This window comes from Nocardioides anomalus (assembly GCF_011046535.1).
In the GTDB taxonomy this organism is placed as follows: Bacteria; Actinomycetota; Actinomycetes; order Propionibacteriales; family Nocardioidaceae; genus Nocardioides; species Nocardioides anomalus.
The window spans coordinates 3,896,878-3,915,138 of record NZ_CP049257.1 but is presented as its reverse complement, the minus strand read 5'-3'; the positions used below and the strand labels follow the sequence as shown (position 1 = coordinate 3,915,138).

The 18,261-nt window shown below is 71.8% G+C and carries 20 protein-coding genes and 1 pseudogene; 12 read left to right on the top strand and 9 right to left on the bottom strand.

The window, feature by feature from the left end; translation table 11 throughout:
- Positions 1–8: 8 nt before the first annotated feature.
- Entirely contained in the window at positions 9–746 is a 738-nt protein-coding gene (locus G5V58_RS19560) for a winged helix-turn-helix transcriptional regulator (RefSeq protein WP_165236473.1), read from the bottom strand.
- A 107-nt stretch (positions 747–853) separates the two neighbouring features.
- On the opposite strand from G5V58_RS19560, the gene G5V58_RS19555 reads away from it, so the two are divergent.
- Both G5V58_RS19555 and G5V58_RS19550 read left to right on the top strand, forming a co-directional pair.
- The gene (locus G5V58_RS19555) at positions 854–1,129 is read left to right on the top strand and encodes a MoaD/ThiS family protein (protein ID WP_165236471.1); all 276 of its coding nucleotides are present in this window, start codon (positions 854–856) and stop codon (positions 1,127–1,129) included.
- An 84-nt stretch (positions 1,130–1,213) separates the two neighbouring features.
- Positions 1,214–2,707 (top strand): sensor histidine kinase, encoded by a 1,494-nt coding sequence (locus G5V58_RS19550; RefSeq protein WP_165236469.1) that lies wholly within the window; start codon positions 1,214–1,216, stop codon positions 2,705–2,707.
- Here the strand turns inward: G5V58_RS19550 and G5V58_RS19545 are convergent.
- On the bottom strand, positions 2,704–3,078 hold the full coding sequence (locus G5V58_RS19545) for a hypothetical protein (protein WP_165236467.1): 375 nt from the start codon (positions 3,076–3,078) through the stop codon (positions 2,704–2,706). The two genes, G5V58_RS19550 and G5V58_RS19545, sit on opposite strands and share 4 nt — an antisense overlap.
- Positions 3,079–3,090: 12 nt before the next feature.
- Positions 3,091–3,510: a VanZ family protein gene (locus G5V58_RS19540; protein ID WP_165236465.1), complete on the bottom strand. Its 420-nt coding sequence runs from the start codon at positions 3,508–3,510 to the stop codon at positions 3,091–3,093.
- Positions 3,511–3,570: 60 nt separating this feature from the next.
- Here G5V58_RS19540 and G5V58_RS19535 point away from each other — a divergent pair, with 60 nt between their 5' ends.
- Together G5V58_RS19535 and G5V58_RS19530 are read left to right on the top strand one after the other, a co-directional pair.
- Positions 3,571–4,017, top strand: a complete 447-nt coding sequence (locus tag G5V58_RS19535) for a TlpA family protein disulfide reductase (protein WP_165236463.1) — start codon at positions 3,571–3,573, stop codon at positions 4,015–4,017.
- A gap of 30 nt (positions 4,018–4,047) precedes the next feature.
- Positions 4,048–5,340, top strand: coding sequence for a hypothetical protein (locus tag G5V58_RS19530; protein ID WP_165236461.1), 1,293 nt, complete (start codon positions 4,048–4,050; stop codon positions 5,338–5,340).
- Between the two features lie 7 nt (positions 5,341–5,347).
- On the opposite strand, the gene gmd is transcribed toward G5V58_RS19530, so the two are convergent.
- A complete protein-coding gene (gmd, locus tag G5V58_RS19525) occupies positions 5,348–6,322 on the bottom strand; it encodes a GDP-mannose 4,6-dehydratase (RefSeq protein ID WP_165236459.1) in 975 nt (324 codons plus the stop codon).
- Positions 6,323–6,602: 280 nt separating this feature from the next.
- Here gmd and G5V58_RS19520 point away from each other — a divergent pair, with 280 nt between their 5' ends.
- From G5V58_RS19520 to G5V58_RS19510, 3 genes are read left to right on the top strand one after another with little or no spacing between them, the layout of a single operon-like run.
- Entirely contained in the window at positions 6,603–7,055 is a 453-nt protein-coding gene (locus tag G5V58_RS19520) for a DUF4395 domain-containing protein (protein ID WP_165236457.1), read from the top strand.
- Positions 7,056–7,084: 29 nt separating this feature from the next.
- Positions 7,085–7,933 carry a sulfurtransferase gene (locus G5V58_RS19515; RefSeq protein ID WP_165236455.1) on the top strand — a complete coding sequence of 283 codons (849 nt, stop codon included), beginning with the start codon at positions 7,085–7,087 and terminating at the stop codon, positions 7,931–7,933.
- Positions 7,933–8,229: a DUF1416 domain-containing protein gene (locus G5V58_RS19510; protein ID WP_165236453.1), complete on the top strand. Its 297-nt coding sequence runs from the start codon at positions 7,933–7,935 to the stop codon at positions 8,227–8,229. The genes G5V58_RS19515 and G5V58_RS19510 overlap by 1 nt, the downstream gene beginning before the upstream one ends.
- A 75-nt stretch (positions 8,230–8,304) precedes the next feature.
- On the opposite strand, the gene cysN is transcribed toward G5V58_RS19510, so the two are convergent.
- Positions 8,305–9,603 carry a sulfate adenylyltransferase subunit CysN gene (gene cysN, locus G5V58_RS19505; protein ID WP_165236451.1) on the bottom strand — a complete coding sequence of 433 codons (1,299 nt, stop codon included), beginning with the start codon at positions 9,601–9,603 and terminating at the stop codon, positions 8,305–8,307.
- Entirely contained in the window at positions 9,603–10,517 is a 915-nt protein-coding gene (gene cysD, locus G5V58_RS19500; RefSeq protein ID WP_165236449.1) for a sulfate adenylyltransferase subunit CysD, read from the bottom strand. The genes cysN and cysD overlap by 1 nt, the downstream gene beginning before the upstream one ends.
- 212 nt (positions 10,518–10,729) lie before the next feature.
- Here cysD and G5V58_RS19495 point away from each other — a divergent pair, with 212 nt between their 5' ends.
- Positions 10,730–12,043 (top strand): UDP-glucose dehydrogenase family protein, encoded by a 1,314-nt coding sequence (locus tag G5V58_RS19495; RefSeq protein WP_165236447.1) that lies wholly within the window; start codon positions 10,730–10,732, stop codon positions 12,041–12,043.
- On the opposite strand, the gene G5V58_RS19490 is transcribed toward G5V58_RS19495, so the two are convergent.
- Together G5V58_RS19490 and cysC are read right to left on the bottom strand one after the other, a co-directional pair.
- Positions 12,019–13,017: a sulfite exporter TauE/SafE family protein gene (locus tag G5V58_RS19490; RefSeq protein WP_165236445.1), complete on the bottom strand. Its 999-nt coding sequence runs from the start codon at positions 13,015–13,017 to the stop codon at positions 12,019–12,021. The genes G5V58_RS19495 and G5V58_RS19490 overlap by 25 nt on opposite strands.
- 182 nt (positions 13,018–13,199) lie before the next feature.
- On the bottom strand, positions 13,200–14,411 hold the full coding sequence (cysC, locus tag G5V58_RS19485) for an adenylyl-sulfate kinase (protein WP_230486767.1): 1,212 nt from the start codon (positions 14,409–14,411) through the stop codon (positions 13,200–13,202).
- Positions 14,412–14,445: 34 nt separating this feature from the next.
- Between cysC and G5V58_RS19480 the strand changes: the two genes are divergently transcribed.
- The 4 genes from G5V58_RS19480 to G5V58_RS19465 all read left to right on the top strand — a co-directional run bounded on the left by G5V58_RS19480 (position 14,446) and on the right by G5V58_RS19465 (position 16,876).
- Complete coding sequence (locus tag G5V58_RS19480) at positions 14,446–15,405, top strand: asparaginase (RefSeq protein WP_165236441.1); 960 nt, start codon at positions 14,446–14,448, stop codon at positions 15,403–15,405.
- A 102-nt stretch (positions 15,406–15,507) separates the two neighbouring features.
- Positions 15,508–15,942: a helix-turn-helix domain-containing protein gene (locus G5V58_RS19475; RefSeq protein ID WP_165236439.1), complete on the top strand. Its 435-nt coding sequence runs from the start codon at positions 15,508–15,510 to the stop codon at positions 15,940–15,942.
- 5 nt (positions 15,943–15,947) lie between these two features.
- On the top strand, positions 15,948–16,520 hold the full coding sequence (locus G5V58_RS19470) for a hypothetical protein (RefSeq protein ID WP_165227620.1): 573 nt from the start codon (positions 15,948–15,950) through the stop codon (positions 16,518–16,520).
- Between the two features lie 71 nt (positions 16,521–16,591).
- The gene (locus tag G5V58_RS19465; protein WP_165236437.1) at positions 16,592–16,876 is read left to right on the top strand and encodes a DUF2516 family protein; all 285 of its coding nucleotides are present in this window, start codon (positions 16,592–16,594) and stop codon (positions 16,874–16,876) included.
- Positions 16,877–17,056: 180 nt separating this feature from the next.
- On the opposite strand, the pseudogene G5V58_RS19460 reads toward G5V58_RS19465, so the two are convergent.
- Positions 17,057–18,253: pseudogene (locus tag G5V58_RS19460) on the bottom strand (sugar nucleotide-binding protein); the annotation flags it as partial.
- Positions 18,254–18,261 lie beyond the last annotated feature (8 nt).

Sequence of the window (18,261 nt, the reverse complement as noted above, 5' to 3'; positions counted from 1 at the left end):
CCCGAAGGCTAGGCGTTCGAGTCCTCCGACACGTCGGTGCTGACGTCGGAGCGCGCGTCCTTCTCCTTGCTCGGCACCACGAACCGGTAGCCCACGTTGCGCACGGTCCCGATGAGCGTCTCGTTGTCGGGGCCGAGCTTGGCGCGCAGCCGGCGCACGTGCACGTCGACGGTGCGGGTGCCGCCGAAGTAGTCGTAGCCCCACACCTCCTGCAGCAACTGCTGGCGGCTGAACACCCGCCCGGGGTGCTGGGCCAGGAACTTGAGCAGCTCGAACTCCTTGAACGTGAGGTCGAGGTGGCGCTTGCCGATCTTGGCGGTGTACGTCGCCTCGTCGACCACGACCTCGCCGGAGCGGATCACGTGGGCGTCGGGATCGGCGGCCTCACGGGCGGCGACGAGCCGGCCGATGGAGAGCTTGATGCGCGCCTCGAGCTCGGCGGGGCCGCAGGTGTGGAGCAGCACGTCGTCCATGCCCCAGTCGTGGTGCACGACCGCGAGGCCGCCCTCGGTGACCACGAGCAGCACGGGTACGTCGGTCCCGGTGGTCCGCATCAGCCGGCACAGGTCGCGGGCGTGGGCCAGGTCCTGGCGGCCGTCGACCAGCACGAGGTCGGACTCCGGCGCCTCGAGGAGCGCGCTGCCCTCGGCGGGCAGGATCCGCACCTGGTGGCCCAGCAGCGCCAGCCCCGGCAGCACCTCGACCGAGGGCTGGAGAGCGTTGGTCAACAGGAGCAGCGTGCTCATCAGGGGGTCCTCCCAGGACTGGGTACGGACCGAGGCACGACGTCGGGCTCCGGCTTGTGAGGGAACAGAATAGGTAACCCAGCGGACCAATTGGAAGGATCCAACCCGTGCTTGAGACGAACGTCATCCACGTCCGTTACTGGGCCGCCGCGAAAGCCGCCGCCGGGACGGGCTCCGATGACGTCGCGGTGAACGGACCCCTGACGCTGGCCGAGCTGCGCCGTGCGGTCGTGGCCCTGCACCCTGACACCCGGCTCGCGGAGGTGCTGGCGGCCTGCTCGACGCTGGTCGGCGAGCAGCCGGTCGGGCGAGCCGACCCCGCGACGTACATCGTCGAGCCGGGCGCCTCGGTGGAGTTCCTGCCGCCCTTCGCAGGCGGCTGACCGGCGGATCCGCTCCCACGCGGGCCCGGTTTCTGCGACCGTGGTCCTGTCGGGGTGGGCGCGCAGGTTCCGGAGGGGGCTGGCATGACCGTCGAGCCGGTCGAGTCGGTGGAGCTCGTCGGCGGCGAGGTGCTGTGGCGGATGACCGTCGAGCACTCGCCGGTCGGCACCACGCTGGTCGCGCCCGACGGACGGCTGCTGAGCGCGAACCGCGCGCTGTGCGAGATGCTCGGCCACACCGAGGAGCAGATCCGCGCGCTCACCTTCCAGCAGATCACCCACCCCGACGACCTGGCGGCCGACCTGGCCCTCGTCGCGGCCACGCTGGCGGGCGAGCGGTCGTCGTACCGCCTGCGCAAGCGCTACCTCCACGCCGACGGCCACGTCGTGCACGGCGACCTGTCGGTCGCGCTGATCCGGGGTGCGGACGGCACGCCGCTGCACTTCGTCTCGCAGATCCTCGACGTCACCGAGGCCGTGCAGTACGCCGAGCGCCTGGCGGCCACGTCGGACGAGCTCGAGCGCCAGCACCGCTACCTGCAGGCCGTCCTCGACTCCGTCGACGTGGGCGTGGCGGTGCACGAGACCGGCGGGTACGTCGTGACCAACCGCCGGCACCAGGACTTCATCGAGCTCGCCCACCCCGAGGGCGCCGACGGCCGGGCGGGTCGGCCCGGCGACCTGTTCAGCCCCTCGGGACGTCGCCTGGAGGCGCACGAGCTGCCGTCGAACCGGGCGGAGGCGGGGGAGGAGTTCGACGACCTCATCATCGAGGTCGGTGCGGACCCCGCCACCCGGCGCGCCCTCGCGGTCTCCTCGCGGGCCATCCACACGCCCGAGGGCGACCACCTCGGCGCCGTGCTCGCCTACAACGACGTCACCGACCTGGTCCGCGCGCTCGCGGCCAAGGACCACTTCGTGGCCGCGGTCTCCCACGAGCTGCGCACGCCCCTGACCTCGGTGCTCGGCAACCTGGAGCTGCTGCGCGACCTCGACGACGTGCCCGCGCACGTGCACGACCGTCTCGACGTCATGGAGCGCAACGCGATCCGCCTGCGCGAGCTCGTCGCCGACCTGCTCACCGTCGCGCAGCTGACCGACGGCCGGGTGCGGCTCGCGCGCTCAGAGGTCGACGTCGGTGTGCTCGTGGTCGAGGCGGCGGACGCCGTGCGCCCCGCCGCCGTCGCGGCCGGCCTCGACCTCTCCGTCGACGTGCCCGCCTCGCCCGTCCTCGCCGACGTCGACGGCCCGCGGCTGCGCCAGGTGGTCGACAACCTGCTCGGGAACGCCGTGAAGTACACCGAGCCCGGCGGCTCGGTCGCCGTACGCCTCGACGCCTCGCCGGACGGCCTCGAGCTCACCGTCGCCGACACCGGCATCGGCGTGGACCCCGACGAGGTCGGCCGGCTGTTCAGCCGCTTCTTCCGCGGCGCCGACGCCGCCTCGCGCCACATCCCCGGTGCGGGCCTCGGCCTCTCGATCGTCCGCTCGATCGTCGACGCCCACGGCGGTCGCGTCAGCGTCACCGGGCGCCCGGGGGAGGGCAGCACCTTCCGCGTCGAGCTCCCGCTGGGCTAGACGTCGAGCTCACGGTCCATCTCGGCCTGGAGCCGCCCGAGCTGCTCGAGGACCGACCTGCGGTGCTCGGCCCGTGCCTTCCGACCGACCACCGGCAGGTCCAGCCGGATCCGCAGCTTGCGCGCCCGCTCGTTCCACGCGGCCGCCCGGTCCCGCTCCTCCGGCGTACGGGCCTCCGCGGCCATCCGCTCGGCCAGGAGCGCGGTCACCTCGACCTTGGCCGCGAGCTGACGGCGCGGCGACCGCGCGGCCAGGCCCTTCCCGGCCTCGACCAGCCGCTCACGCGTCTCGGCGTCGAGCAGCTTCGGCGCCAGCAGGGCCAGCGTGGGCGCGGCCTTGCGCACCACCGCCAGCGCCCGTCCGGTCTGCACCTCCCGATCCTGTCACGCGGACCGGCGCCGCACCCTCCGCACGACCTCGACCACGAGGGCGCCCGCCAGGCCGCCCAGCGTGTTGGCCACGACGTCCACCGTGGACGGCGTGCGGTGGCTGAGGAACAGCCCCTGGAACAGCTCGACGCCCGTGGACAGCACGAACGCGATCGCCGTCCAGTCCTGCCACCGGGTCCGCGCCCACAGCAGCGACCCCAGCGCCGACACCGGCGCCAGGATCGCCGCGTTGGCCAGGAACTCCGCCCGCACCGGTGTCGCCGTCTCCGGCGAGAACCCCAACCGCAGCCCCACGTCCCGCACGTGCTCCACCAGCGCCGACTGCTCGGCCGACGACGGCGCCAGCAGCGCCAGCGCCAGCACCCCGCACCACACCAGCAGGGCCGCCCACAGGACCCGACGTGGCACCAGCACGGACCGAGGGTCGCACGCACCCGCGGGAATGCGGCGCCCGGCGCCCCCGTTCCCCCACACGTGGGAACGGGTCTGGTCGTCATCGCCGTCGCGGTCGTCGCCGCCCTCGGCCTCGGCCTCCACCGCGCCGCCTCCGACGGCCGCTTCCGCGGCACCCGCGCCGTCCGCGGTGCCGCCCCCACGTCCGAGCCGACGGTCGCCTCCGTGCTCGCCGGCACGGCGTACGACGGTCAGCTGGGCGAGCGCGCCACCCTGCTGCAGTTCTCCAGCGCCTTCTGTGCCCCCTGCCGCGCCACCCGCCGCACCCTGGAGGACGTCGCCCGCATCGTCCCCGGCGTCACCCACCTCGAGGTCGACGCCGAGCACCACCTCGACCTGGTCCGCCGCCTCGGCATCTTGCGCACCCCGACGACCCTCGTCCTCGATCCAGACGGACGCGAGGTCACCCGCGCCTCCGGCGCTCCGACGAAGCAGGCCGTCATCGCCTCGCTCGCGCCGCTGGCCTGATCCGGCTCCGCCGGCACCTACGCTCGCGCTGTGCCCAGCGCCGTGGTCCGCGCGAGACGGCTGGTCCTCGGCCTCGTCCCCACCATCAAGACCGTCTACGTCGGCGCGCTGACGATCTACGCACTGCTCGGAGCGCCCGTGCTCTCACCGTGGGTGAACGTCGTCGCGGTGGCGGGGATCCTGGCAGCGGTGCCCGTCGGTGTCGTGGTCCTCAACGTCCTGACGGCACCGCGCGACGAGGTGGCGACCCTCCTGCGCCCCACCGCCGACCAGCGCGGCACCCCCGCGCGGGAGATGGACCGTGCGCACTCGCAGGGTGTCGGCACGTGGTGGTCGGAGATCGCGGACCGCGCGCGGTGGTTCGACGAGTACTTCGCTTACTGGTGGAAGTACGTCGGCATCCCGGCGGACGACATCCACATCCGTCTGACGCACCCCGCTCTCACTCCCTCGACCTACGAAGGCGTCCCCTCCGACCTGGTCGAGCCTCGCCAGCCGCACCGGAAGAAGGCGGCTCTCGTCCGTGCGTCCAACCTCCTCAGCGACTCGGTGCACGAGCTGGACTGCGCACCGTTCGACTACGAGCTGGCCACCTGGGTCAGCCACCACCCTTCGGCCTTCGCCTCGGCCAACGGCGACGTCTCGGTGTTCGGACTCGACGAGTCGATCCCCTACCCGGGGGTCCTGTGCTCGCACAACGTCCTCATGACGGCGGACGGCTGGGTGGTGTGGTCGCTGCGGAACAGCCGCACCGACTTCCACCCCAACGCCTGGTCGGTGTCGTTCGAGGAGCAGGTCGAGGTCGGCCGGCGACTCGACGGCGCGCAGCAGCTCGACCTCACCCTCGGCGACACGGTGAGGCGGGGCGTCGCCGAGGAGTTCGGCCAGGAGACGTCCGACGCGATCGCGGCGCTCCACACGGTGGCGATCGGCAGCGAGATCGTGGACACGCCGGCGCGTTCGGTGCGTGGCGGCGCACCCCTCACCGTGGTCGAGCTGTCGTTCAGCCGTGCCGAGCTCTGGCGCAGCCTGCGGCGCCCCGCCGCCATCAGGGACGCCGATGAGGCCACGGCTTGGATGGCGATCCGGTTTGCCCGGGCGCAGGACGCCGTGGCGCTCCTCACCGGCTTCCCGCCGAACTCGCGGAAGCTGCACCCGCAGCGCATCCGGGAAGCCGGTCGGATCGCTGCCGAGGTGAGCGTGCACCCCACGAGCACCGAGCGTCTCGCCGAGGAGACCGGTTTCGGCTGGCACCCCACCTCGCGGGTCCGGCTGCTGCTCTGGTCGCAGTGGGCCGTCGCCCACGGCTACCTGAGCGACTGAGTGGGGGTCAGCTGCCGAGCAGCCGGCGCAGCTGCTCGATGTCGGCGTCCACCATGAGCCGCGCCAGCTGGTCGGGGTCGGTCTCGGCCTTCCAGCCCAGCACCTCACGCGCCCGGCTCGGGTCGCCGATGAGCGAGTGCACCTCGGTCGGCCGCTCGTACTGCTCGTCGTGGGTGACGTACTGCTCCCAGTCCAGCCCGGCGTGCTCGAACGCGGTCTGGACGAACTGCCGCACCGTGCGCCCCTGGCCCGTGGCCAGCACGAAGTCACCGGGCTCGTCCTGCTGCAGCATCCGCCACATGCCCTCGACGTACTCCGGCGCGTAGCCCCAGTCCCGCACCGCGTCGAGGTTCCCGAGCTGCAGCGAGTCGCGCACCCCCAGCACGATCGCCGCCACACCGAGCGTGACCTTGCGGGTCAGGAAGTTCTCGCCGCGTCGCGGCGACTCGTGGTTGAAGAGGATCCCCGAGCACGCGAAGACGCCGTACGCCTCGCGGTAGTTGGTCGTCACGTAGTGCGCGTAGAGCTTGGCCGCGCCGTACGGCGACCGCGGGTGGAACGGCGTCGTCTCGTTCTGCGGCGGTGCGCTCGCTCCGAACATCTCCGACGTCGACGCCTGGTAGAAGCGGCAGTCGATCTCCGCGGCCCGGATCGCCTCGAGCAGCCGCAGGGCCCCGATGCCGTCGGTCGACGCGGTGTACTCCGGCATCTCGAAGGAGACCTTGACGTGGCTCTGCGCGCCGAGGTTGTAGACCTCGTGCGGCTCGATGGCGTGGATCAGGTTGACGATGCTCACGCCGTCGGTCAGGTCCCCGTAGTGCAGGTGCAGGTCGGGGTCGGCGATGTGGTCGATCCGCCCCCGGTTGATCGTCGACGAGCGCCGCACGAGGCCGTGGACCTCGTAGCCCTTCTCGAGGAGCAGCTCGGCCAGGTACGAGCCGTCCTGCCCGGTGATGCCGGTGACGAAGGCGCGCTTGACCACCCGAGGAGGATAGGGCGTGCTCGAGGCGTCTCATACCGTGGAACACCTGTCCACAAAGCGAGACGTCGGTTGGGCCGGGCTACCGGTCGCGCCCTACTCTCGAAGGGTGTCGACGACCATGCTGACCCGCCGCCGCGCAGTGGACCACTGCCGCGTGCGCTCGTCGCTGTGTCGGCCCTCCTGACGCACTGCCGCTGACCGTCGCTCACGACGGCCGCACCGCAGTACGTCGCACGCCCGGGACCAGCCCGTCCCGCGACCGCACGCGATCAGGAGAGCCATGACCACCACCGCGCAGCAGCGCACGCCGGCGTCCGCCGGCATCGACCCGCGCGGGCCGCAGTTCACCGCGGGCCTCACCGCCGTGGTGCTGGTGGTCGTCCTGCTGCTCCCGACCACCGCCGCGGCCGTCCTGACCGGCGTCCAGGCGGTGCTGTTCGCGGTCGGCGCGACCCGCGGCGTGCAGCACACCCCGCACGCGTGGCTGTTCCGGACGTTCGTGCGTCCGCGCCTGGCCGCACCCGACGAGCTCGAGGACCCGGCGCCGCCGCGGTTCGCGCAGGCGGTCGGGCTGGTCTTCACCTTGGTGGCGCTCATCGGCTTCGGGAGCGGTCTGACCGTCCTCGGCCAGGTCGCCATCGGCTTCGCGCTCGTCGCGGCGCTGCTCAACGCGGTCTTCCGGTTCTGCCTGGGCTGCGAGATGTACCTCCTGATCAAGCGCGCCGCGCACTGACACCAGAGAAACACAGAGAGAAGGAACAGATGACCCGCGAGAGCTCGCTCGTCACCGCCCAGTGGGTGGAGGAGCACCTGGACGACCCGAAGGTCGTGCTGATCGAGGTGGACGAGGACACCACGGCGTACGACAAGGGCCACATCAAGGGCGCCATCAAGCTCGACTGGACCACCGACCTGCAGGACCAGGTGCGACGCGACTTCGTGAACAAGGCGCAGTTCGAGGCGCTCCTGTCCGACCGCGGCGTGGCGAACGACGACACGATCGTGCTGTACGGCGGCAACAACAACTGGTTCGCGGCCTACGCCTACTGGTACTTCAAGCTCTACGGCCACCAGGACGTCAAGCTCCTCGACGGCGGCCGCAAGAAGTGGGAGCTCGACTCGCGCGAGCTGACCGACGACGCCGTGAGCCGGGAGAAGACGTCGTACACCGCGCAGGAGCAGGACAGCAGCATCCGCGCGTTCCGCGACGAGGTCGTCGAGGCCATCGGCACCCAGAACCTCGTCGACGTCCGCAGCCCCGACGAGTACGCCGGCCGCCTGCTCGCCCCGGCGCACCTCCCGCAGGAGCAGGCCCAGCGCGGCGGCCACATCCCCACCGCGGCCAACGTCCCGTGGTCCAAGGCCGCGAACGACGACGGCACCTTCAAGTCCGACGACGAGCTCAAGGAGATCTACTCCGACGCGGGCGTCGACTGGGACAAGGACACCATCGCCTACTGCCGCATCGGCGAGCGCTCCTCGCACACCTGGTTCGTCCTCAAGGAGCTCCTCGGCCAGGACAACGTCAAGAACTACGACGGCTCCTGGACCGAGTACGGCTCGCTCGTCGGCGTCCCCGTGGTCCTCGGCGACGAGAAGGGCGACGCCTGATGTGCGGCGCGACCCGCGGCGGCCTCTCCCTCGACGGCGTCGACGTGGCCAAGGAGGCCGTCATCCAGGGCCAGGTCGTCCGCGGTGAGGAGCCCGTCGGCAATGCCTACGTCCGCCTGCTCGACCGCACCGGCGAGTTCACCGCCGAGGTCCCGACGAGCGCGACCGGCCACTTCCGCTTCTTCGCCAACGAGGGCGACTGGACGCTGCGCACCCTCGCGCCGCGCACCGACCCGGTCGACCGCAAGGTGCACGCCCAGGTCGGCTCGGTCGCCGAGGTGACCGTCGCGATCTGAGCTCCGACACCGACACCTCGACACCGGTCGCCGACGTACGGCGGCCGGTGTCGTCGTCTGGTCAGACGGCTGTGCTCAGCTGCCGCTGTTGATCATGCCGGCGCCGACGGTCACCCCGGTGGCCTCGTCGATGAGGATGAACGAGCCGGTGGTGCGGTTCTTGGAGTACGGGTCGCACAGGAGCGGCTGCGTCGTGCGGAGCTGGATCCGGCCGATCTCGTTGACGCCGAGCTCCTTGGTCTCCTGGTCGCGGTGCAGCGTGTTGACGTCCAGGCGGTACTGGATGTCCTTGACCAGTGCACGCGCCGTCCGCGTGGTGTGCTTGATGGACAGCTTCTGGCGCGGGCGCAGCGGCTGCGTGGTCATCCAGCAGACCATCGCGTCGATGTCCTGGCTGGGCTGCGGGGCGTTGTTGACGCGGGCGATGAGGTCACCGCGGGAGACGTCCACGTCGTCCTCGAGCCGGACCGTGACAGACATGGGCGGGTAGGCCTCGGAGATCTCACGGTCGAAGAGGTCGATGCCGGCGATCTTGCTGGTCATGCCGCTGGGGAGGACGACGACCTCGTCGCCCGGCTTGAGGACGCCGCCGGCGACCTGGCCGGCGTACCCGCGGTAGTCGTGGTGCTCATCCGACTTGGGACGCACGACGTACTGCACCGGGAAGCGGACGTCGACGAGGTCGCGGTCCGAGGCGACGTGGACGTGCTCGAGGTGGTGCATGAGGGTGGGGCCGGAGTACCAGCCCATGTGCTCGGAGCGCTCGACGACGTTGTCGCCCTTGAGGGCCGAGATCGGGATGACCTCGAGGTCGGGGATGTTGAGCTTGGTCGCGAACGAGCGGAACTCGGCGTGGATCTTCTCGTACGTAGCCTGGTCGTAGTCGACGAGGTCCATCTTGTTCACGGCCAGCACGAGGTGCGGGACCCGGAGCAGCGAGAGGATCACCGCGTGGCGGCGGGACTGCTCGGTCAGGCCCTGGCGGGCGTCGACGAGCACGAGGCCGAGGTCGGCGGTGGAGGCGCCGGTGACCATGTTGCGGGTGTACTGCACGTGGCCCGGGGTGTCGGCGATGATGAACTTGCGCTGCGGCGTCGCGAAGTAGCGGTAGGCCACGTCGATGGTGATGCCCTGCTCGCGCTCGGAGCGCAGGCCGTCGGTCAGCAGCGCGAGGTCGGTGTAGTCGTAGCCCTTGCTGAGGCTGGTGGCCTCCACCGCCTCGAGCTGGTCGGCGAAGATCGACTTGGAGTCCAGCAGCAGCCGCCCGATGAGGGTGGACTTGCCGTCGTCGACGGAGCCTGCGGTGGCGAAGCGGAGGAGGTCGGCGTCGCGGCCGGCCAGGCCCTGGACGGGGGTCTCGGTGGTGTCGGCCATCAGAAGTAGCCCTCCTTCTTCCGGTCCTCCATGGCGGCCTCGGAGAACCGGTCGTCGCCACGGGTGGCGCCGCGCTCGGTGACCGTGGCCACGGCGACCTCGGCGATGATCTCGGGGATGGTCGACGCCTCGGACTCCACGCAGCCGGTCAGCGTCAGGTCACCGACGGTGCGGAAGCGGACGGTGCGCTCCTCGACGGTCTCGCCAGAACGCAGCGGGTTGAAGTCCGACTCGGACAGCAGCATCCCGTCGCGCTCGAAGACCCGGCGCTGGTGGGAGAAGTAGATCGAGGGGATCTCGATGTCCTCGCGACCGATGTAGTCCCAGATGTCGAGCTCGGTCCAGTTGCTGATCGGGAAGATCCGCATGTGCTCGCCCTCGTGCAGGCGGCCGTTGTAGAGGCTCCAGAGCTCGGGACGCTGGTTCTTCGGGTCCCACTGGCCGAACTCGTCGCGGTGGGAGTAGACCCGCTCCTTGGCGCGCGCCTTCTCCTCGTCGCGGCGGCCGCCACCGAAGGCGGCCGTGAAGCCGCCCTCCTCGAGGGCGTTCAGCAGGGTGCCGATCTGCAGTCGGTTGCGGCTGGTCTTGCCGTCGTCGACGACCACGCCGTTGGCGATCGCCTCCTCGACCGAGGCCACGATGAGGCGCACGCCGAGCCGGTTGACCCAGTTGTCGCGGGTCTGGAGGACCTCGGGGAAGTCGTAGCCCGTGTCGACCTGCAGCACCGGGAACGGGATCTTGGCCGGGAAGAACGCCTTCTCGGCCAGTCGCATCATGACGATGGAGTCCTTGCCGCCGGAGAACATCAGGACCGGCTTCTCGAACTCCGCCGCGACCTCGCGGAAGATGTGGATCGACTCGGCCTCGAGCTGGTCCAGCTGGCTCAGGCGGTAGTCGGCGTGGGTGACTGACATCAGGTGCGAGAGACCTCTTCTGGCATCGGGGCGCGCTGCGGATGTGCTGGGCAGCAGCCCTCAGGGTATCGGCCGCCCCGTACGGCGGCGAACTGATGGCCAAACTCTGGCAAGGAACTGCAGTTTCGCGCGCCACCCGGTGTGCGGGCAGTGGCCACCTCGGCGTCACGTCGTGCTCAGCCGCGCGACGCTCCGCTCCCTACACTCCGGGTGTGCAGATCTCCGTGTTCGGCTGTGGCTACCTCGGTGCGGTCCACGCCGCGTGCATGGCGTCGCTGGGCCACGAGGTGGTCGGCGTCGACGTCGTCGAGGAGCAGATCGCCGCCCTGGCGGCCGGCCGCCCGCCGTTCCACGAGCCAGGGCTCCAGGAGCTGCTGCGCGACGCCCTGGCCACGGGGCGGCTCGAGTTCACCACCGACCCGTCGCGGGCGGCGGGCGCGACGGTGCACTTCATCTGCGTGGGCACGCCGCAGAAGAAGCACGAGAACGCCGCCGACCTGACCTACGTACGGGCGGCCACCGAGACGGTCTTGGGGCTGCTCAAGCCGGGCGACGTCATCGTCGGCAAGTCGACGGTGCCGGTCGGGACCGCCGAGTCGCTCGCCGAGTGGGTGGAGGAGCGGGAACCCGCCGCGGAGCTGGTGTGGAACCCCGAGTTCCTGCGCGAGGGGCACGCGGTCCAGGACACGCTGCACCCCGACCGCATCGTGTACGGCGTGCGCCCGGGGGAGGGCGGCGTGCGGGCGGCGGCCGTCCTCGACGAGGTGTACGCCGCGGCCCTGGCGGACGGCACGCCGAAGATCGAGACCGACCTGGCGACCTCCCAGCTGGTCAAGGTCGCCGCGAACTCGTTCCTGGCCACCAAGATCTCCTTCATCAACGCCATGGCCGAGCTGTGCGAGGCCACGGGGGCCGACGTGACGCAGCTGGCCGACGCGATCGGCTTCGACGACCGGATCGGGCGGAAGTTCCTCAACGCCGGGGTCGGCTTCGGCGGCGGTTGCCTGCCCAAGGACATCCGGGCCTTCATGGCCCGCGCCGGCGAGCTCGGCGTTGACCAGGCGCTGAGCTTCCTGCGCGAGGTCGACTCCATCAACCTGCGCCGCCGGGTGCGGATGGTGGACCTGGCCCGCGAGGTGTGCGGCGGGTCCATCGTCGGCCGGCGGCTGGCCGTTCTGGGTGCGGCGTTCAAGCCGGACAGCGACGACATCCGCGACTCGCCGGCGCTCAGCGTCGCGGCGCAGATGCAGCTCCAGGGTGCGCAGGTCACGGTCACCGACCCGCAGGCCATCGACAACGCCCGGAAGAAGTGGCCGGACCTGACGTACGCGGAGACGGTCGAGGACGCCGTCCGCGACGCCGAGGCGGTGCTGCTGCTCACCGAGTGGCCGGAGTACGTCGCGCTCGACCCAGCGACGCTCAGGGGTCAGGTCGCAGTGCCGCGCCTCATCGACGGCCGCAACTGCCTCGATCCCGCCGAGTGGCGCGCGGCCGGGTGGACCTACCGCGCGCTCGGGCGGCCCTGAGCCGGCTCCCGGCGTTCGCCCTCGAGCTCGGCGACGGTCGGCGCGCCGAACATCGGCAACCCCTGCTGGCGGCGCAGCAGCCCCCAGATGAGGGGGACGAGCACGATCATCGCGACGCCGATGCCGGCGATGAGGAGCGGGTGCGTCTCGTCCTTGCCGAGCGGGGCCCAGCCGGCCTTGTCGAGCAGGGCCACCCCGCTCATGGTCAGGACGACGACGATGCCGCGGCGGATGAAGGACTGCGGGACACGCGGGGCGATGGCGCTGCCGATGAGGGTGCCGGGGACCGAGCCGATGACCAGCGGGATCAGCAGGTCCCAGTCGAGGCCGTTGAGGGCGATGTTGGAGATCGCCGCGGCCAGCACGAGGGGGACCGCCTGGACCAGGTCGGTGCCGACCAGGCGCACGGCGCTGAGGCCGGGGTAGAGCATCAGCAGGGCGACCATGATGACCGAGCCGCTGCCGACGCTGGTGACGCCGACGAGGAGACCGCCGAGGGCGCCGACGAGCAGGGTGGGTACGGCGCGGATGGGCGGGTTCGGGTCGGCCTCGGCCGCGCCGCCGCGGACCCGGCGCAGGTTGATGTAGAGGCGCAGGGCGTACGTCGAGGCGGCGAGCAGCAGCGCGAAGCCGATCGCCATCTTGAGCACGTAGTCGAGCTGGTCCTCGTCACTGGTCAGCCCGGCGACCAGGTGCGGCCCGAGCAGCGCGAAGGGGACCGAGCCCAGGATCAGCCACTTGGCCAGGGGGAGGTTGGGCGAGCCCTCGCGGGCGTGCACGACCGCGCCGCCGGTCTTGTAGACGGCGGCCGCGGTGAGGTCGGCGGTGACGACCGTCGCGGCGTCGCCGACGCCCAGGAAGATGAGCGCGGGCGTCATGAGGGCGCCGCCGCCCATGCCGGTCAGCCCGACCACGACGCCGACGAAGAAGCCGGCCGCCAGGATCGACAGGGCGGTGGTGGTGAACAGGTCCATCCGGAGCTCTTCCGTGCGCGCGGGCGCGTCAGCGGGAGAGTGCAGGCACCAGCGCGCCCGCCAACTCCTCGAGACGCGCCACGCACCCTGAGGCGGCCTCTGTCCCCGACGATAGGGGTCGCGTCCATCGAGCGTGAGATCGGCGTCGCCCTCACGCCGGGGCGACGTGCTCCAGCAGGCGGCTAGGGGCGGCCGAGGTCGACGTACCCGGCGTCGCGCAGGCCCACGAGGACGTCGTTCAGGGCGTCCGGGATGGTGCGGCCGGTGGTGTCCACGCGGACGTCGGCGTCCTGGGGCTCCTCGTACGGCGAGGAGATGCCGGTGAACTCCGGGATCTCGCCGCGCCGCGCCTTGGCGTAGAGGCCCTTGCGGTCGCGCCGCTCGCACTCCTCCAGCGGCGTGGCCACGTGCACCAGGAAGAACGCGCCGCCGGCGTCCTCGACCATCCGCCGCACGTCCTGCCGCGTCTGGTCGAACGGCGCGATCGGGCTGACCACCGCGACCCCGCCGTGCCGGCTGATCTCGGCGGCCACCCAGCCGATCCGGCGGATGTTGGTCTCGCGGTCCTGTTTGGAGAACGTCAGGCCGGCGGAGAGGTTGCGGCGCACGACGTCGCCGTCGAGCGAGGTCACGGTGCGCTCGCCCTGCTCCAGGAGGAGGTCCACGAAGGCGCGGGCCAGCGTGGACTTGCCGCTGCCGGACAGGCCGGTGAAGAACACGACCAGGCCCTGGCGCTCGGGCGGCGGCCGGTCGTGGTCGACCACGGCGGCTACCTCGCCCGGGTAGTCGTCGTCCGCGTTGTCCAGGGCGTGCACGGGGTCGCCGGCGGCGAACGCCTCCACCACGCGTACGCCGAGGGCGTGGTCCGTCTCCGCGTCACCGTGGGAGGCGAGCGGGGCGGTCACCACGACGGCGTCCGGCAGCAGGCGGGCGGCGGCGCGGGTGGCGCGCACGAGCCCGACCGGCGAGAGCCACGGCGTGCCGGTGCCGGTCAGGGCCAGCAGCGTGACCGGCCCGAGCGGGGCGAGCTCCTCGAGCTGCGCGGTGGTCAGCGGCTCGGTGACGGGGACGACCGTGCGGCCGGCGTACTGCTCGCGGTACGCCGCGGGGGCCAGCGCGAGGTCGCGGAACGGGCCGTACTGCGGGTGGGTCAGCGGCTCGACCACGCCCTCGGGCCAGGAGACCCGAGCCAGGGGCAGCCCCTCGGGGTCGACCAGCTCCACGGCGCCGACGCTGCGGGCCTGGGCGGCGACGTCGTCGGGGAGCGCGAGCGTGACCGGGCTGCCCGGCTCGTTGAAGGCGCGGAGGTCGCTCAGCGCGCCGGTCGAGAGCAGCTCCAGGTCGTCCAGCTCCACCGGTGTCGGGTGGTGCTGCGGCACGGGTGGGGTCGGCACGAGCGCCATCTTCTCAGGCGCCTAGCCTGGCGCGGTGAGTGAGCCTGTCGTCGTCGCCGAGGTCGTCCGCAACGGGTTCGTGGAGTGCCGCCACCGCGGCTCGCTCGTGGCGCTGGCCGCCGACGGGTCGCCCGCGTGGTCGGTCGGCGACGTGTCCTCGCCGGTCCTGCCGCGCTCGAGCAACAAGCCGCTGCAGGCGCTGGGCATGGTGCGGCTCGGACTCGACCTGCCGCCGGAGCTGCTGGCCCTGGCCTGCGCGTCGCACAGCGGCGAGCCGTTCCACATCGAGGGCGTGCGCCGGATCCTGGCGGTGGGCGGGCTCGAGGAGTCCGCGCTGCAGAACGTGCCGGACTACCCGCTCGACGACGCGGCCAGGGAGGCCGCGATCCGGGCCGGTGAGCAGCGGCGGCCGGTGCTCATGAACTGCTCGGGCAAGCACGCGGCCATGCTGCTCACCTGCGTGGTGAACGGCTGGGACACCGCGACGTACCTCGACCCCGAGCACCCCCTGCAGCGGGGCATCGCGGAGACGTTCGCGGAGGTCACCGGTGAGCCGGTCGCCGTGACCGCGGTCGACGGCTGCGGCGCACCACTGCTGTCGGCGTCGCTGACCGGGCTGGCCCGCGGGTTCCGGGCGCTGGCGGTGGCCACCGAGGGCCCCGAGCAGCGGATCGCGGACGCGATCAGGAGCCATCCCGAGTACGTCTCCGGTACGACGCGCGATGAGCGGAGGCTGCTCACGGCCGTGCCCGGGGCGATCGGGAAGGCGGGGGCCGAGGCGTGCTACGCGGTCGCGTTGCCGGACGGCCGCGCGTACGCCCTCAAGATCGACGACGGGGGAGCCCGGGCCCGGCCGGTGGTGATGGCCGAGGCGCTGCGTCGCGACGGCGTACCGACCGAGGCGGGCGTGGACGCCGCGGCGCTGACCGACACCGGTCACGTGCCCGTCCTGGGTGCCGGGGAGCCGGTGGGCGAGGTGCGGTCGGCGTTCTGATTGCTGCTGCTAGCGCCGGGATGGCCCGGCCCCGCTGGCCTTGTGACGCGACGCACAGCGCCTCAGCTTGCTTCTGCTAACTAGAGCAAGCACCATGGAGACATGGCCAAGGGACGAGTCGGCGAGGTCGGCGAGCGCGTCGGGGAGCAGGTCAACAAAACCGCTGGCGCGCTCGGCGAGTACCTCAAGGAGCAGCGCCTCTCGGCGCGGCTCTCGCTGAGGCAGCTGGCCGAGCAGGCAGGGGTCTCCAACCCCTACCTGAGCCAGATCGAGCGCGGCCTGCGCAAGCCCTCCGCCGAGGTGCTGCAGCAGATCGCCAAGGCGATGCGGATCTCCGCGGAGTCGCTGTACGTGCGAGCCGGGATCATCAACCCGGCCGACGGTGTCGGGGGCTCGGTCGAGCTCGCCGTCCTCGGCGACACGCAACTGACCGAGCGGCAGAAGCAGTCGCTGCTCGACGTCTACGCGTCGTTCCTCGCGCAGAACGGCATCCACTCGTCCCCGGCTGCCGCCACCACCACCAAGGAAGAGGAGTGACCACCATGGCCACCACCAAGTTCGACATCAAGACCGAGGCCACCAAGACCCTGCACGCGGGCGTCGGCGCGGCTGACCTGGCCCTCGAGGCCGTCAAGGAGTACGTCGCCGAGGCGCAGAAGCGCATCGAGACCGTCCAGAAGGACGCCGTCAAGGCGTTCGTCGAGGCCCAGAAGTCGGTCCGCGGCCTGGACCTCCAGCCCAAGGCGCTGCGCAGCCAGGCGACCACCGTCGTCACCGCGCGCGTCGACGAGCTGTCCAAGGACGCCCGCGCCCGCCGCACCGCCATCGAGAAGCGCGTCGCCGAGCTGCAGGGTGACGCCCAGAAGCTCGTGAGCACCAGCGTCGCCACCGCGACCGGCACCTTCGACTCGCTGGCCAAGCGCGGCGAGCGCGTGGTCAAGCGGACCCGCAAGGAGACCGCCAGCGTCGTCGACCCGGGCCCGGTGAAGAAGAGCACCGGTGTGACCACCACGGCCAAGAAGGCGCCGGCCAGGAAGGCCACCGCCAAGAAGGCGCCGGCCAAGAAGGCCACCGCCAAGAAGGCGCCGGCCAAGAAGGCCACCGCCAGCAAGTGACCTGAGCAGGTCGTCGACGGCCCCCGCGGATGAGTCCGCGGGGGCCGTCGTGCGTCCTCTAGGCTGGCGGCATGAACGTCTTCCAGGTCGAGGGCACGGTCATGCTCGTCGTGTTCTTCGTCCTGCTGGCGGTGAAGATCTTCGCCCTCGGCAGCTCGCTGCTGTTCTCCGGCGAGGCCTACAAGGCCGCCGACAAGCTGACCAAGCCGGCCTGGTGCATCATCCTCGGGCTCGGGGTCGTGCTGCAGCTGATCGGGTCGCCGATCGGCATCCTGTCGATCGCCTTCACGATCGCGGCGTTCGTCTACCTGGCCGACGTGCGGCCGGCGCTGGCCGGGCTCACCCGCCGGCGCTAGTCCCGACGTACCTCTCCAGGGCGGTCCGCGCGTCCTCGGGCGCGAAGCCGGTGGCCTCGAGCTTGGCGAGGTCGAGCGTGCTGCGCAGCGGCCGGGGGAGAGCCCGTCCTTGCCGGCGTAGTACGCCTCGGTCGTCACCTCGGCGACGTCCTCGGCGTCCCGGCCGCTGAGCGTGAACACCTCGCGCGCCCAACCGTTGAAGGAGCGCGGCTGGCCGCCGTTGCTGACGTTGTAGGTGCCGTACGCCGCGCCGACGTCGAGCAGGTGCCGGGTCGCACGCGAGAGCTCGCTGGTGAAAGTGAGCCGGCCGACCTGGTCGGCGACCACGCTCGGGCTGACGCCGTCGCCGGCCAACCGCTGCATGGTGCGCACGAAGTTGTGGCCGTCCCCGATGACCCACGACGTGCGCAGGACGTAGTGGCGCGGCGCGGTCGCCACGGCCGTGTCGCCGGCGGCCTTGGTCTGGCCGTAGACGCCGAGCGGGGAGAACGGCTCGTCCTCGGTGTGCGGGTCGGCGGTGCCGTCGAAGACGTAGTCGGTCGAGTAGTGCACCAGCGTGAAGCGGTGCTCGGTGGCGAGGCGGGCGAGGGTGGCGGGGGCGCCGGCGTTCGCGGCCCACGCCGTACGCCGGCCGTCGGGGGTCTCGGCGGCGTCGACGGCGGTGTACGCCGCGGCGTTGAGGACGAGGCCGTAACCGTTCCACGGCCACGCGGCGACGGCCTCGGCGTCGGTGACGTCGAGCTCGTCGAGGTCGACCAGGTCGGCGTCGGGGAAGTCGGCCTGGAGGGCGCGGCCGAGCTGGCCCTTGGCCCCGATGATGAGCGTCTTGCGCGGCTTCATCGGCTCGACGTCGCCGAGCATCGGCGTGGTCCGGTCCTTGTCGCTGATCTCCGCCTCGTCGAGCGCAATCGGCCAGGCGATGGCGACGGTGGGGTCGGCCAGGTTGAGCGCGGGGTAGGCCAGGCCGGCGCGCCAGTGGTCGTTGACCAGGTAGGAGTACGTCGTGTCGTCCTCGAGCACCTGGTAGCTGTTGCCGACGCCGCGCGGCACGAACACGGCGACCGACGGGTCGACCTCGAGGGTGAAGACGGTCCCGAAGGACTCGCCCTCGCGCATGTCGACCCACGCGCCGAAGATCCGGCCGTGGGCGATCGAGATGAACTTGTCCCACGGCTCGGTGTGCACGCCGCGGGTCACGCCACGCCGGGCGTTGTGCGCCACGCTGTGCTGGACCGGCCCGAAGTCGGGGAGGCCGAGCGCGGTCATCTTGGCGCGCTGCCAGTTCTCCTTGAACCAGCCGCGGCTGTCCTCGTGCAGCGGGAGGCGGACGACGAGCAGCCCGGGAATCGGGGTCGGCTCGACGCTGAGTTCGGTCACCGGCTCGC